Origin of the sequence: Thiopseudomonas acetoxidans (assembly GCF_030362935.1) — a bacterium.
Lineage (GTDB): Bacteria > Pseudomonadota > Gammaproteobacteria > Pseudomonadales > Pseudomonadaceae > Thiopseudomonas > Thiopseudomonas acetoxidans.
In genome coordinates this window covers 1-14,092 of record NZ_JAUCDY010000007.1, presented here as the reverse complement: position 1 = coordinate 14,092, position 14,092 = coordinate 1, and the positions used below count along the sequence as shown (strand labels likewise).

Below are 14,092 nucleotides of genomic sequence, written 5' to 3'. Positions count from 1 at the left end.
TATTCTGTCTAGCCGTGCATGAAAAAATCCATATAAGGACGTACAATGCTCTGCTATTTGGGATATGCGTAATCCACGCAAGTATAGCGAGTCTATAATAAAGTGCTTGTATGGCTATTACAGCATGTGTTTCCAGTGGTAAACAGCCTGTGCCGCCTTGTCGTGGCTTGTAAATTTATTTTTTTGTTTTTTGAGGTTCGTCTTTGAAGCAGCCTGTTACTTCTTTAACTGAAAAAGCTCCTTGGAGGCAGCAGCTTAGGCTGCGGCTAAAAGAGGGCCTGCTGATATTGCTGGCCGCCCTCTGTGTTTTTTTATGGATGATTTTACTGAGCTTTAGCACTGAAGATCCGGGCTTTACTCGCGCGGTGGGAGCGGGTGAGCAAATAGAAAACGCCGGTGGTTTGGTGGGTGCTTGGCTGTCAGATGTGTTATTTAGCTTGTTGGGTTATTTCGCTTGGTTGCTGCCTTTCTTCCTGATGCTTAAGGTTTTTATGCTGTTTAAAGGACGCAATCAAGCCTTTGTATGGCGTCCGGCATTATTGGCCGTCCGTTCTTTTGGTTTACTGTTGCTGCTGGGTTCGGGCGCTGCGTTGGCTAGATTGCATTTTGAACAGCCAGAAAACTCACCGAATAATTTCAATATTTTTGGCAAAGTCTTAGCTCCGCCGCTTGAACAGTTACTTAATGTGCAGGGGGCAACCGTTCTGCTGTTGGCGCTGTTTTTATTGGGCGTCACTTTATTTGCTAATTTATCATGGTTTCGTGTCATGGAATTGGTGGGTGAGCTTACTTTAGCCGCTGTGAATTGGTGCGTAGTCAAGATACGTGACTCTAGAGAGGCTTTTTATCAACGCCGTACTGAGCAGCAGCGCCAACGTGATATCGATGAGAAAGTGGCGCAGGTAGTGGCACCGAGAATTACGGATCGCGATGAGCAAAACCGCGCGCGTGAACGCATTGTTAGGCGTGAGGAGCAGCTAGCAAAACGGGTGCAAGGCAACGCAGGGCGCAAAGAGCCTGTTATTTCTTTGCCGGACAGCAGTGTGCAACAACCAAGTCGTCGAGCCATGCAGGAAAAACAAACCTCGTTGTTTGTTGATGAGGCGATGGCCGGTACGCTACCGCCTTTATCGTTACTGGATCGTCCCAAGCCGAAAAAGCAAAGCTATTCAGAAGAATCCTTGCAGGGAATGTCGCGCCTGCTAGAAATCAAGTTAAAAGAGTTCGGTGTCGAGGTGCAGGTTGAGTCCGTGCATCCGGGACCTGTGGTGACGCGTTTTGAAATTCAATTAGCCCCCGGTATTAAAGTCAGTCGTATTTCTAATTTGGCTAAAGATTTAGCGCGCTCGCTGGCGATGCTTAGCGTGCGGGTGGTTGAGGTTATTCCGGGAAAAACTACGGTAGGTATTGAAATCCCTAACGAAGATCGACAGATAGTGCGTTTTGCTGAGGTGCTAGAAACGCCAGAGTTTGATGATGCGAAATCACCGGTTGCTTTAGGCTTGGGGCATGATATTGGTGGTAAGCCAATTATTGCTGATCTAGCCAAGATGCCGCATTTACTGGTGGCAGGAACTACAGGTTCGGGTAAGTCTGTGGGGGTGAATGCGATGATTTTATCCATTCTGTTTAAATCCTCACCTGATGATGCGCGCCTGATTATGATTGACCCAAAAATGCTGGAGCTGTCTGTTTACGAAGGCATTCCGCACCTGCTTTGTCCGGTTGTGACTGACATGAAAGAAGCCGCTAATGCTTTGCGCTGGTGTGTGGCAGAAATGGACCGTCGCTACAAGCTGATGTCGATGCTGGGCGTGCGTAACTTGGCGGGCTACAACCGCAAGGTGAAAGAAGCCATAGAAGCGGGTGAGCCCATAGCGGATCCCACCTTTAAGCAAGAACATGTTGATGATGTGCGGCCAACTTTGGAAAAGTTGCCTACTATCGTAGTGGTGGTGGATGAGTTTGCCGATATGATTATGATTGTCGGTAAGAAAGTTGAAGAGCTGATTGCGCGCATTGCACAAAAAGCCCGCGCTGCCGGTATTCATTTGATTTTAGCGACGCAGCGACCCTCGGTAGATGTCATTACTGGCTTGATTAAAGCCAATATCCCGACGCGTATTGCTTTCCAAGTCTCTAGCCGTATCGATTCGCGCACGATTTTGGATGAGGGCGGGGCTGAGCAGCTGTTAGGTCATGGAGATATGCTGTATTTGCCACCTGGTACCAGTTTGCCGATTCGCGTGCATGGTGCTTTTGTCGCTGATGATGAAGTGCATCGTGTGGTTGATGCGTGGAAGGCTCGAGGCGCACCAGAATATTTTGAAGAGATTTTAGCTGGTTTAGAAGAAAGTACAGGTTCTTTTGAGGGTGGCGAAGACTTGGAAGATGACCCTTTGTTTGATGAGGCGGTGCGTTTTGTTACCGAAGAACGCCGTGTCTCCATATCTTCAGTACAGCGTAAATTTAGAGTGGGTTATAACCGTGCGGCTCGCATAGTTGATGCGATGGAAGCGGCTGGAGTTGTTTCATCGGCAGCACATAACGGTTCGCGCGATGTGTTAGCGCCACCGCCTGTTAAAGATTAATTTGGGAATATTATGATGAATATAGTGAGTGTAAAACGTAGCTTAACTGCCGCATTGTTGGGATTGATTTCCTTGATTGGGATTGCCCAGGCGCAAGAACAGTCAATGGCTGTTGCAAAACTGACAGCTTTGTTAGCTGATGCACACACCATAGATGCCGATTTTACTCAGCTAACGCTGGATGGTAGTGGTGTGCGGATTCAGGAAGCCCGTGGACATATGAGCCTGAAGCGTCCCGGTAAATTTACTTGGCATACTGAAGAGCCTATGCAGCAAGAATTGGTTTCGGATGGTAAAACAGTGTGGCTGTATGACCCAGACTTGATGCAGGTTACGATGCAGACCCTAGATGAGCGCATGACGCACACGCCTGCATTGTTGCTGTCTGGTGATATGGCGCAAATCGAAGAAAGTTTTTTTGTTGAGTATCAGCAAAATCGCTCGATAGTTGATTTTGTCCTGACGCCAAAGGCCAAGGATACTCTGTTTGATCGCCTACGATTGTCGTTTCGCGATGGCTTGATTAATGATATGCAGCTTGAAGATGCGGTTGGACAAAAAACCAATCTTTACTTTTTTGATCTTAAAATGAATACCGCTATGGATGACTCTCTATTTCAGTTCAACGTACCTGAAGGTGTTGATGTTATTGAGGAATAACAATGGATTTGTTTGCTAATGAGCCTTTAACTCAACCGCTAGCTGCGCGACTGCGGGCAGAGAACCTAAATGAGTATGTAGGTCAGCAGCATATTCTGGCGCGTGGCAAACCCCTGCGTGAAGCCATCGAACAGGGAGCTTTGCACTCGATGCTGTTTTGGGGACCACCTGGAGTCGGTAAAACGACGTTGGCGCGCTTGCTGGCCAAGGTCAGTGACGCGCACTTTATTACTCTGTCGGCGGTAATGGCTGGGGTTAAGGAAATTCGTCAAGCGGTTGAAGAAGCTAAGTTTCAGGCAGCTCAGAATCAACGTCGTTGTATCTTATTTGTTGATGAAGTGCACCGGTTTAACAAAGGTCAACAAGATGCTTTTTTACCCTATGTGGAAGACGGCACTTTTATTTTTATTGGTGCGACCACAGAAAACCCCTCTTTTGAGTTAAATAATGCGTTGTTGTCACGCGCACGGGTTTATGTATTAAAAAACCTAGATGAGGCAGCACTTAAACAACTCTTGCAGCGTGCTTTAACTGAGCCGCGAGGCTTGTCGGCGCGAGGCTTGCAGCTCAATGAAGCGGCAATAGAGTTATTGGTGCGCGCCGCTGATGGCGATGGTCGGCGGTTATTAAACCTGTTGGAAAATGCCGCAGACTTGGTCGAAGACGGGCAAACTATTAGCGAAGAGTTGCTGGGTGAAGTATTGGGCGAAACCTTGCGCCGTTTTGATAAGGGCGGCGAAGCGTTTTACGACCAAATTTCCGCACTGCATAAATCAGTGCGGGGTTCCGATCCGGATGCGGCGTTGTATTGGTATACACGCATGCTGGATGGCGGTTGCGATCCCCTTTACATTGCCCGCCGCGTAGTACGCATGGCCAGTGAGGATATTGGCAATGCGGACCCGCGTGCATTAAGTCTGTGCTTGGCGGGCTGGCAGGTGCAGGAGCGTTTAGGCAGTCCCGAGGGTGAGCTGGCGGTGGCACAAGCAATTATTTATTTGGCTTGCGCGGCAAAAAGTAACGCGGTGTATATGGCTTACAATGCAGCACGACGTGATGCGCAGCAGCAGGGCTCGCTAGAAGTGCCCTTGCACTTGCGTAATGCACCAACCAACTTAATGAAGGACCTGGGTTATGGTGATGAATACCGCTATGCCCATGATGAGCCTAATGGTTACGCAGCAGGTGAAGATTATTTTCCTGAGGATATGACGCCGCAGCAGTATTATCAGCCTGTGCCGCGCGGACTAGAAATCAAGATTGCTGAAAAGCTTGAGTTTTTACGCCAACTGGATCAGCAAAGCCCACGTCAGCGTCGAGGTGAGCAATGAGCGCCATCATCTGGGTTGGCTTGGGCGGTGCCCTAGGTAGTGTGTTGCGTTATCTAAGTGGCTTGTTGGTCAGTCAGCACGTGTCGGCGTACTGGGGCACTTTGCTAGTTAATCTGCTAGGCAGCCTGTTAATTGGTATTGCAGCGGCTTATTTCGCTACTCGTGCAGAAAACCCACTGCTTCGCTTAGCGTTGATCACAGGTATACTTGGTGGTTTTACCACCCTGTCTGCATTCTCTCTTGAGTTATGGCAGCTGTTATCCAGCGACCGCTTACTGCAAGCGGGTGTTTATCTGCTATTGACCCTTGTGGGTGCAGTGCTGGCGACGGGCTGCGGTTGGTGGATAGGTAGAAGCTTAGTTGCTTGATTATTAATTTTTAGTGAACACAAAACACAATAAGTGAGTATTTATGCTGGATTCAAGAACAGTACGTACACAGCCACAGCAACTGGCAGAAGCCTTAGCGACGCGAGGCTATGTTTTAGACGTTGCGCGCATTGAGACCTTAGAAGCACAACGCAAAGAAGTGCAGACGCGTACCGAGCAGTTACAAGCCGAGCGCAACAGTAGTGCAAAATACATTGGTCAAGCCAAAGCACGTGGAGAAGATATTGCCCCTTTGTTGGCGGCAGTCGACCAGCTGGGCGCGGATCTGGATAGCGCCAAGCAAGAACTAGAACAGGTGCAGCAAGCCATTGATGATATTTTGCTCGGTATGCCTAACCTGCCTGACGCCTCCGTACCTGTGGGTGCAGATGAGAACGACAATCAAGAAATACGCCGTTGGGGTGAGCCTAAAACCTTTGGTTTTCCGGTGAAAGACCATGTTGAGTTAGGTGAGCAGCTGGGTGGTCTTGATTTTACTAATGCGGCCAAGCTATCAGGTGCGCGCTTTGCCGTCATGCGCAATGGCATTGCCCGTTTACACCGAGCACTGGCGCAATTTATGTTGAATACTCATACCGCTGAGCATGGTTATCAGGAAACCTATACGCCTTACTTGGTGCAAGCCAGCGCATTGCAGGGTACGGGTCAGTTGCCAAAGTTTTCTGAGGACTTGTTTCGTATTGAACGTGCTGAACAAACGCCCTTGTATTTGATCCCAACGGCTGAGGTGTCCTTAACCAATCTGGTGGCGGGTGAAATTTTGGCAGCGCAACAGCTGCCGATTAAACTCGTAGCACACAGTCCGTGTTTTCGTAGTGAGGCCGGAGCGTCCGGTCGTGATACACGCGGTATGATTCGCCAGCATCAGTTTGACAAGGTAGAGTTAGTACAAATTGTGCACCCCGAACACTCCTTTGCTGCACTGGAAGAGCTGACTGGCCATGCTGAAAAAATCTTGCAAGCATTAGAACTGCCTTATCGAGTAATGGCGCTGTGTACGGGTGATATGGGCTTTTCTGCCAGTAAAACCTATGATCTAGAAGTCTGGGTGCCGAGCCAGGATAAGTACCGCGAAATCTCTTCATGTTCCAACTGCACAGACTTCCAAGCTCGCCGTATGCAGGCGCGCTTTCGTAATCCAGAATCAGGCAAGACAGAATTAGTGCATACGCTTAACGGCTCAGGACTAGCAATTGGGCGGACTCTGGTGGCGGTGATTGAAAATTATCAACAAGCTGATGGCAGTATTCGTGTACCAGCGGTGTTGCAGCCTTATATGGGTGGCATTGAGGTGATTAACGCCTAGCAGCATTTAAGTAAGCTTAGCCATGCTAAGATTTAAACTTGATTTGAAACAATAGCCTTTTAGCTGCTTTGTTCGTACAGTGCCACAGCATCACTATCATAGTTAGGCTGCTAGAGCCGTTAAGGAATAAATATGGATTATTTGCCGTTATTTCATCGCTTGCAGCAGCAGCCCGTATTATTAGTGGGTGGTGGAGAGGTTGCGTTACGCAAAGCACATTTGCTGTGCCAGGCCGGTGCTTTAGTGCACGTGGTTACCCTGGAGATACACCCACAGTTAGAACAACTGTTGCAAAAGCATGGTGGCACCTATGAGCTGCAGGCATATCAGGCGGGTACGTGCGCTGGTTATTGTTTGGTCATTGCCGCAACAGAAAGTTTCTCGGTTAATCAGCAGGTCGCGCACGAAGCCAAACAACTGGGTATTCCGGTTAACGTAGTGGATACCCCTGAGCTGTGTACAGTTATATTCCCAGCCATAGTTGATCGTTCGCCTTTAATGGTAGCTGTATCCAGTGGTGGACATGCGCCTGTGTTAGCGCGTTTAGTGCGTGCAAAAATAGAAACGGTGATTCCAGCCACTTACGGTCGCTTGGCGCAACTGGCACAAAAGTTTCGTCAGCAGGCCAAAGATCGTCTCGCTGGGGTAGATGAGCGACGCGTATTTTGGGAAGAAGTATTACAGGGGCCGATTGCTGAGCAAGTATTTGCAGGGAAAATCCAACAGGCTGAACAAGCAGTGCAGAATAAGTTGGACGCGCCGCAAGCTAAAACGCAGGGCGAGGTGTATTTGGTCGGCGCTGGCCCAGGCGACCCAGACTTGCTGACCTTTAAAGCGTTACGCTTGATGCAGCAAGCCGATGTGGTGCTGTATGACCGCTTAGTAGCGCCGGCCATTGTAGACATGTGCCGCCGTGACGCAGACCGGGTCTATGTAGGTAAAGCAGCCTCGAATCACAGTTTGCCGCAAGAGCAAATAAACCAAAAACTGGTTGACCTGGCCAAGCAAGGCAAACGGGTGTTACGTTTAAAAGGCGGTGACCCTTTTATTTTTGGTCGCGGCGGAGAAGAAATCGAAGAACTAGCCCAGCACGGTGTGCCGTTTCAAGTGGTGCCGGGAATTACCTCTGCTGCGGGTTGCTCTAGCTATGCCGGTATACCGTTAACCCATAGAGACTACGCGCAGTCGGTACGCTTTGTTACCGGGCACCCAAAGGATGGCAGCTTAAACTTACCCTGGACTGAGCTTGTGTCTAACAGCCAGACAGTGGTGTTTTATATGGGTTTGGGTACTTTGCCTGATATAGCTAAACAGCTAATGGCGCACGGACGCTCATCAGAAACACCGGTAGCAGTTATTGAGCGTGGTACTACGCCCGAGCAGCGAGTTATTGTTGGTTGTTTAGCCGATATCGCTATTAAAATTATTGCCGAGCAGGTACAAAGCCCTAGCTTGATCATAGTGGGTGAGGTGGTTTCCCTGAAAGAGCGCTTGTCTTGGTTTAGTGAAAAGAGCAAAAAGAGCGTAACAGAGACTGCCTGTGCTCTAGTGTAGTCGCTGTTATAGGTTTAAACTAAGCAACTTAAATCGTTTATATTAGGTTTTATTAAGGCTGGCGTATGCCAGCCTTGTCCGTTTAGAAAGGAGAGTGTTTCATGTCCACGCAACAAGCCCCAGTCGAGCGGGCTGATTTTGATCGAGTGATGGTCCCCAATTATGCGCCCGCAGCGTTTGTACCTGTGCGCGGCATGGGCTCGCGCGTATGGGATCAGAGTGGACGCGAACTCATAGACTTTGCTGGCGGCATTGCGGTAAATGCGCTGGGGCATTGCCATCCAGCATTGGTGCAAGCGCTAACTGAGCAAGCACAGAAGCTTTGGCATGTGTCTAACGTGTTTACTAACGAGCCGGCGCTACGCTTGGCTGACAAACTTATTAAAGCCAGCTTTGCTGAGCGTGTGTTTTTTAGTAATTCCGGCGCTGAAGCCAACGAAGCCGCGTTAAAACTGGCGCGCAAAGTTGCTCATGACGATTTTGGTCCGCAGAAGCACGAAATTATTTCAACGGTTAATAGCTTTCATGGACGTACAGTCTTTACCGTCAATGTCGGTGGGCAGCCAAAGTATTCTGAAGGTTTTGGTCCGCGTCCTGAAGGCATTACGCATGTGCCTTACAATGATATTGCGGCCATGGAAAAGGCTATTTCAAGTCGCACCTGTGCCGTGATTCTTGAGCCTATTCAGGGCGAAAGCGGTGTCTTACCGGCTGATTTAGCCTATCTGCAACGGGTGCGTGAGCTTTGTGAGCAGCACCAAGCACTGTTAATTTTTGATGAAGTGCAAACCGGTATGGGGCGAACAGGTAAGTTATTTGCTTATGAGCACTATGGTGTTGAGCCGGATATTCTTACTATAGCTAAAAGTTTGGGTGGTGGTTTCCCAGTCTCTGCCATGCTCACATTAGAACGTTATGCCAAGCACTTTAGTGTCGGCACGCACGGTACAACCTTTGGCGGTAACCCCTTGGCATGTGCTGTGGGCGGTGCAGTGATAGATATTATTAATACGCCGACTGTGTTGCAAGGCGTGTTAGAGCGCGGCGAGATATTAACGCAACGCTTGCAGCAACTGGGTGAGAAGTACGGTGTTTTTCAGCAGGTACGTGGCAAAGGTTTGTTGATTGGCGCAGTGCTCAGTGAAGCTTGGCAAGGCAAAGCAGCACAGTTTTTAGCCGCTGCTGAAAAAGAAAATTTGCTGGTGTTGATGGCTGGGCCAGAGGTGGTACGTTTCGCCCCCAGCTTAATTATTGAGCCCACTGAAATTGAAGAAGGCTTGCAGCGTTTTGAGCGAGCTGTACAAAAAATTACCGAAAATGACGAGACAAACAAATGAATAAACCCTTTGCTGTGCTTTTAGAAGATGCTGATGGCACTCAGCTAGAAACCTCTTGTTCACGTATAGCCGTTATTTGGCAAGGCAAAGAAATCTGGATTCAGCATGTTGGCGGTAATCAGTTAATGATTGGCGTAGATGTAGAAGAAGGGGATACCGAGTATGCCAATCTTTTATTACGCCCTATGGCGACTAACCTCGTGAGCTTGGAGCTAGAGATGGAGTCTGCCGAGGGCTACGCCGATGAAGATGAGCACGAACATGGTCCCGACTGTCAGCATAATTAAATAAAAACAGCCATCTTTGGTCGATAGAAATCACCTATGGGGCTGTTTGATCTAATTAATGAGTATGTTGACTGAGAATATATTATTTTATGTGGCTGCTAATTGGATGCAGTTACCTGTTGCAATTTTAAGTAATGGATAACCCTATGAAAAGCGCTGAAATTCGCGAAGCTTTCTTAAAGTTTTTTGAAGAAAAAGGGCACACGCGTGTACCTTCCAGTTCCTTGGTGCCGGACAATGATCCCACCTTGTTGTTTACCAACGCTGGAATGAATCAGTTTAAAGACAGTTTTTTAGGACTCGAAAAGCGTCCCTATACCCGTGCGGCAAGCAGTCAGAAATGTGTGCGTGCAGGTGGCAAGCATAACGACTTAGAAAACGTAGGTTATACCGCACGTCACCACACTTTCTTTGAAATGCTGGGTAACTTCAGCTTTGGCGACTATTTCAAGCGCGATGCAATTCATTACGCATGGGAGTTTCTAACCAGCGAAGCTTGGTTAAATCTACCCCAAGAAAAACTCTGGGTGACTGTGTATCACACCGATGACGAAGCTTATGATATTTGGCACAAAGAAATTGGTGTGCCAGCAGAGCGCTTGATTCGTATCGGTGATGAAGGCGATACACCCTATGTGTCAGATAACTTCTGGGCCATGGGTGATACAGGTCCTTGTGGACCTTGCACGGAAATCTTTTTCGACCATGGCGAACATATTTGGGGTGGGCCACCGGGTTCTCCTGAAGAAGATGGCGATCGCTATATCGAAATTTGGAATAACGTATTTATGCAGTTTAACCGTACTGCGGACGGTCAGATGCATTCTTTGCCTGCGCCTAGTGTGGATACCGGGATGGGCTTGGAGCGTATTAGTGCAGTGATGCAGCATGTGAACTCCAACTATGAAATCGATTTATTCCAAAACTTGCTAACCGCAGCGGCTGCTGCAATCGGCTGTGAAAATAACGATGACCCCTCATTAAAAGTGGTGGCTGACCATATTCGTTCGTGCAGCTTCCTGATTGCCGACGGTGTATTACCTGCTAACGATGGGCGTGGTTATGTATTGCGGCGCATCATTCGCCGTGCGTGCCGCCATGGACACAAGCTAGGCGCACAAAGCGGATTTTTCTACAAAATTGTCGCCGCTTTGGTTGCAGAAATGGGCAACGCTTTCCCTGAGTTAAAGCAACAACAAGCGCAGATTGAGCGTGTGCTTAAAAACGAAGAAGAACAATTCGCCAAGACACTTGAGCAGGGGTTGCGCATTTTAGAAGCAGACTTGGCAGAGTTATCCGGCACAGTTATCCCCGGTGAAGTAGTGTTTAAACTCTATGACACCTACGGTTTTCCCATGGATTTAACCGCTGATATTGCCCGTGAACGCGAGTTAACTGTGGATGAAGAAGGCTTTGAGCGAGAGATGCAAGCGCAACGTGAGCGCGCACGCTCAGCCAGCTCTTTCGGTATTGATTACAACAGCTTAATCAAAGTAGAGGGGCAGACCGACTTCCTTGGTTACACTGACTTAGAAGCCAGCGCGCAAATAGTGAGTTTGCTAAAAGACGGTCAAACGGCTGAGCACGCTAGCGCTGGTGATGAGCTGGTCGTGGTGTTGGATAAAACACCTTTCTACGCTGAGTCAGGTGGTCAGGTGGGTGATTGCGGCTATTTGCTGGCGCCAGGCGTGCGGTTTGAAGTGCGCGATACGACCAAGGCGGGTGATGCATTCTTACATCATGGCATGCTGCTCGAAGGTGAGCTGAATAACGGCACTTGGGTGCAAGCGCAGGTGGATTCTGGAGTGCGTCAAGCGACTGTGCTGAATCACTCGGCCACGCACTTATTGCATGCAGCACTGCGTGAAATCGTGGGTGAGCATGTCCAGCAAAAAGGTTCTTTGGTTGACAGCCAGCGTTTACGTTTTGACTTTAGTCATTTTGAAGCCCTGAGCGCAGAACAAATAACCGCGCTAGAAGACCGCGTAAACCAGCATATTCGCAACAATACCGAAATTTGTACTGAGCTGACCGATATTGAAACCGCCAAGAAAAAAGGCGCTTTGGCTTTGTTTGGTGAAAAATACGGTAGTGAAGTCCGTGTGTTAAGCATGGGTGATGGGTATTCAGTTGAGCTTTGCGGCGGTACACACGCCAAGCGCACCGGTGATATAGGTGTGTTCAAAATCACTAGTGAAGGCGGTGTGGCAGCCGGTGTGCGTCGTATCGAGGCGATTACGGGTGAGCTGGCTTGGCAATGGCTGAAAAACACTGAAGGCACGGTTAAGCAGTTGATGAGTATGGTCAAGGCTAATCGCGATAATCTGGTAGACAAGCTGCAAGCGGTGCTAGAGCAGAATAAAACGCTAGAAAAAGAGCTGCAGCAAAGTAAAGCCAAGGCGGCCAGTGCGGCTGGTAGCGATTTGGTCGCACAGGCGCAAACAGTCAATGGTGTGAAGGTATTAGCAGCACAGCTAGATGGGTTGGATAATAAGGCCTTGCTTGAGCTGGTTGATCAGTTAAAGAACAAGCTGGGTAGCGGCGTGATTTTATTAGGCTCGCTGCTGGATGATCGCGTTGTGCTAGTAGCAGGAGTTACTAAAGATTTAACCGCACGCTTTAAGGCTGGCGATTTAATGCGTCAAGCTGCCGCTCAAGTAGGCGGTAAAGGAGGTGGTCGTCCTGACATGGCGCAAGGCGGCGGAACCGATGCGAGCCAGCTGGCGACAGCGTTAGCGCTAGCTGAAAACTTTGTTTTGCAAGCAAATTGATGGATTAAGAGCAAACTTAAATGGCTTTATTGGTACAAAAGTTTGGTGGCAGTTCGGTAGCTAATGTTGAGCGAATCGCACAGGTGGCCGCTAAAATACAGCGCTTTCATCGCGCGGGCGATCAGTTGGTCGTGGTGGTGTCAGCCATGAGTGGCGAAACCAATCGCTTGTTGGACTTGGCTAAACAAATTAGTAGTACACCATCGCCGCGCGAATTGGATGTCATGGTCTCTACCGGTGAACAGGTTACTATCGCTTTATTGGTTATGGCGCTAGAGAAGGCTGGCGTGCCGGCGGTGTCTTTTACGGGCTGGCAGGTGCCCATTAGAACCGATTCAGCGCACGGAAAAGCCAGAGTGCTAGACATTGACGGCGCGCATGTGCGCCAACAGCTGGATGCAGGGAAAGTGGTGGTGGTCGCTGGTTTCCAAGGCATAGACCCTGACAATAGCATTACAACCTTAGGTCGCGGCGGCTCAGATACCACTGCTGTGGCTTTGGCGGCTGTGTTAAAGGCTGACGAGTGCCAGATATATACCGATGTGGATGGCGTTTACACAACCGACCCGCGCGTGGTTGCCAATGCGCGCCGGCTTGACCGCATAACCTTCGAAGAAATGTTGGAAATGGCCAGTCTAGGCTCAAAAATCCTACAGATTCGTTCAGTGGAGTTTGCGGGTAAATACAATGTGCCTTTACGAGTGCTGCATAGCTTTCAGGATGGGCCGGGAACTTTGATATCGCTGGAGCAAGAAAACTCTATGGAACAGCCAATTATTTCAGGTATTGCGTTTACTCGTGATGAAAGCAAGCTCACTATTCGTGGTGTGCCAGACACTCCGGGAGTAGCCTTTAAGATTTTAGGCCCCATCAGCGCAGCGAATATAGAAGTGGATGTTATTGTTCAGAACGTGGCGGAAGACAACACCACTGATTTAACCTTTACTGTTGCCCGTTTAGATTACGAAAAAGCTATGGATATCTTACGCAAGACTGCTGAGCAGATAGGCGCGCGTGATATTGCCGGAACTACTAGCATAGCCAAAGTGTCTATCGTAGGTGTTGGGATGCGCTCCCATGCAGGGGTGGCGAGCCGCATGTTTGAAGCGTTGGCGAAAGAGAATATTAATATCCAAATGATTTCCACCTCAGAGATAAAGGTTTCTGTGGTGATTGATGAAAAATATACCGAATTAGCAGTGCGCGCGCTGCATTCAGAGTTTGGTTTGGATGTGCCAACTGTGGCTCATGCCTAATAAAAATTTTTGATATCAAGGTATTTAACTTGATAGAAAAAATATGCCGTTGAGTTGTTTTTGATGGTGTACTAAGTAATACAGATGCAGACTGTATTTATTTGCTTTATACAAGGAGAAATGGAATGTTAATTTTAACACGCCGTGTAGGTGAAACATTAATGGTTGGTGATGAGGTAACCGTTACTGTGTTAGGAGTTAAGGGGAATCAAGTGCGTATTGGTGTAGATGCCCCCAAAGACGTCGCTGTGCATCGCGAAGAAATCTATCAACGTATACAAAAAGAAAAGGAAGAGTCGGGTCTTTAAACTTTTTTGCATTATTACTTTGCAATAAATAAAAAAGTAGGTATGATGCGTTCCCGTTGGAGAGGTGGCCGAGAGGCCGAAGGCGCTCCCCTGCTAAGGGAGTACACCTCAAAAGGGTGTCGAGGGTTCGAATCCCTCCCTCTCCGCCATTTACGTTGTAAAGTAATGTTGTTTGATTGTTTGTAAGGCTAACATTTTGTTACAAAAAGCCTTATACTAAGCGACACGGACTCATAGCTCAGCTGGATAGAGTACTCGGCTACGAACCGAGCGGTCGGAGGTTCGAATCCTCCTGAGTCCGC

General features: G+C 48.6%; 11 protein-coding genes and 2 tRNA genes. All 13 read left to right on the top strand.

Translation table 11 applies throughout. The features are described from left to right. Nucleotides 1-203 precede the first annotated feature (203 nt). Nucleotides 204-2,591 (top strand): DNA translocase FtsK, encoded by a 2,388-nt coding sequence (locus QEZ41_RS07065; protein ID WP_289410696.1) that lies wholly within the window; start codon nucleotides 204-206, stop codon nucleotides 2,589-2,591. 24 nt (nucleotides 2,592-2,615) lie between these two features. Further along, nucleotides 2,616-3,251: an outer membrane lipoprotein periplasmic chaperone LolA gene (lolA, locus tag QEZ41_RS07060; protein ID WP_434556802.1), complete on the top strand. Its 636-nt coding sequence runs from the start codon at nucleotides 2,616-2,618 to the stop codon at nucleotides 3,249-3,251. A gap of 2 nt (nucleotides 3,252-3,253) precedes the next feature. Next, nucleotides 3,254-4,582: a replication-associated recombination protein A gene (locus tag QEZ41_RS07055; RefSeq protein WP_289410694.1), complete on the top strand. Its 1,329-nt coding sequence runs from the start codon at nucleotides 3,254-3,256 to the stop codon at nucleotides 4,580-4,582. Next, complete coding sequence (gene crcB, locus QEZ41_RS07050; protein ID WP_289410693.1) at nucleotides 4,579-4,950, top strand: fluoride efflux transporter CrcB; 372 nt, start codon at nucleotides 4,579-4,581, stop codon at nucleotides 4,948-4,950. Before QEZ41_RS07055 ends, crcB begins: the two co-directional genes overlap by 4 nt. A gap of 43 nt (nucleotides 4,951-4,993) precedes the next feature. After that, on the top strand, nucleotides 4,994-6,277 hold the full coding sequence (gene serS / locus QEZ41_RS07045; protein WP_289410692.1) for a serine--tRNA ligase: 1,284 nt from the start codon (nucleotides 4,994-4,996) through the stop codon (nucleotides 6,275-6,277). 132 nt (nucleotides 6,278-6,409) lie between these two features. Further along, entirely contained in the window at nucleotides 6,410-7,831 is a 1,422-nt protein-coding gene (gene cysG / locus QEZ41_RS07040; RefSeq protein WP_289410691.1) for a siroheme synthase CysG, read from the top strand. Between the two features lie 101 nt (nucleotides 7,832-7,932). Beyond that, the gene (locus QEZ41_RS07035) at nucleotides 7,933-9,168 is read left to right on the top strand and encodes an aspartate aminotransferase family protein (protein ID WP_289410690.1); all 1,236 of its coding nucleotides are present in this window, start codon (nucleotides 7,933-7,935) and stop codon (nucleotides 9,166-9,168) included. Then, nucleotides 9,165-9,455 carry a topoisomerase II gene (locus tag QEZ41_RS07030; RefSeq protein WP_289410689.1) on the top strand — a complete coding sequence of 97 codons (291 nt, stop codon included), beginning with the start codon at nucleotides 9,165-9,167 and terminating at the stop codon, nucleotides 9,453-9,455. Before QEZ41_RS07035 ends, QEZ41_RS07030 begins: the two co-directional genes overlap by 4 nt. Before the next feature lie 146 nt (nucleotides 9,456-9,601). Next, nucleotides 9,602-12,226, top strand: a complete 2,625-nt coding sequence (alaS, locus tag QEZ41_RS07025) for an alanine--tRNA ligase (RefSeq protein WP_289410688.1) — start codon at nucleotides 9,602-9,604, stop codon at nucleotides 12,224-12,226. Between the two features lie 20 nt (nucleotides 12,227-12,246). Continuing rightward, nucleotides 12,247-13,482, top strand: a complete 1,236-nt coding sequence (locus tag QEZ41_RS07020) for an aspartate kinase (RefSeq protein ID WP_289410687.1) — start codon at nucleotides 12,247-12,249, stop codon at nucleotides 13,480-13,482. A gap of 125 nt (nucleotides 13,483-13,607) precedes the next feature. Then, on the top strand, nucleotides 13,608-13,790 hold the full coding sequence (gene csrA / locus QEZ41_RS07015; RefSeq protein WP_289410686.1) for a carbon storage regulator CsrA: 183 nt from the start codon (nucleotides 13,608-13,610) through the stop codon (nucleotides 13,788-13,790). A gap of 58 nt (nucleotides 13,791-13,848) precedes the next feature. Beyond that, nucleotides 13,849-13,939 (top strand) — tRNA-Ser (locus QEZ41_RS07010). 78 nt (nucleotides 13,940-14,017) lie between these two features. Beyond that, a tRNA-Arg gene (locus QEZ41_RS07005) sits at nucleotides 14,018-14,091 on the top strand. Nucleotide 14,092 lies beyond the last annotated feature (1 nt).

What these genes read in the sequence shown, in the direction of transcription:
- QEZ41_RS07055 (WP_289410694.1), top strand. Translation starts at nt 3,254, where the DNA reads ATGGATTTGTTTGCTAATGAGCCTTTAACTCAACCGCTAGCTGCGCGA.
- crcB (WP_289410693.1), top strand. Translation starts at nt 4,579, where the DNA reads ATGAGCGCCATCATCTGGGTTGGCTTGGGCGGTGCCCTAGGTAGTGTG.
- serS (WP_289410692.1), top strand. Translation starts at nt 4,994, where the DNA reads ATGCTGGATTCAAGAACAGTACGTACACAGCCACAGCAACTGGCAGAA.
- cysG (WP_289410691.1), top strand. Translation starts at nt 6,410, where the DNA reads ATGGATTATTTGCCGTTATTTCATCGCTTGCAGCAGCAGCCCGTATTA.
- QEZ41_RS07035 (WP_289410690.1), top strand. Translation starts at nt 7,933, where the DNA reads ATGTCCACGCAACAAGCCCCAGTCGAGCGGGCTGATTTTGATCGAGTG.
- QEZ41_RS07030 (WP_289410689.1), top strand. Translation starts at nt 9,165, where the DNA reads ATGAATAAACCCTTTGCTGTGCTTTTAGAAGATGCTGATGGCACTCAG.
- alaS (WP_289410688.1), top strand. Translation starts at nt 9,602, where the DNA reads ATGAAAAGCGCTGAAATTCGCGAAGCTTTCTTAAAGTTTTTTGAAGAA.
- QEZ41_RS07020 (WP_289410687.1), top strand. Translation starts at nt 12,247, where the DNA reads ATGGCTTTATTGGTACAAAAGTTTGGTGGCAGTTCGGTAGCTAATGTT.
- csrA (WP_289410686.1), top strand. Translation starts at nt 13,608, where the DNA reads ATGTTAATTTTAACACGCCGTGTAGGTGAAACATTAATGGTTGGTGAT.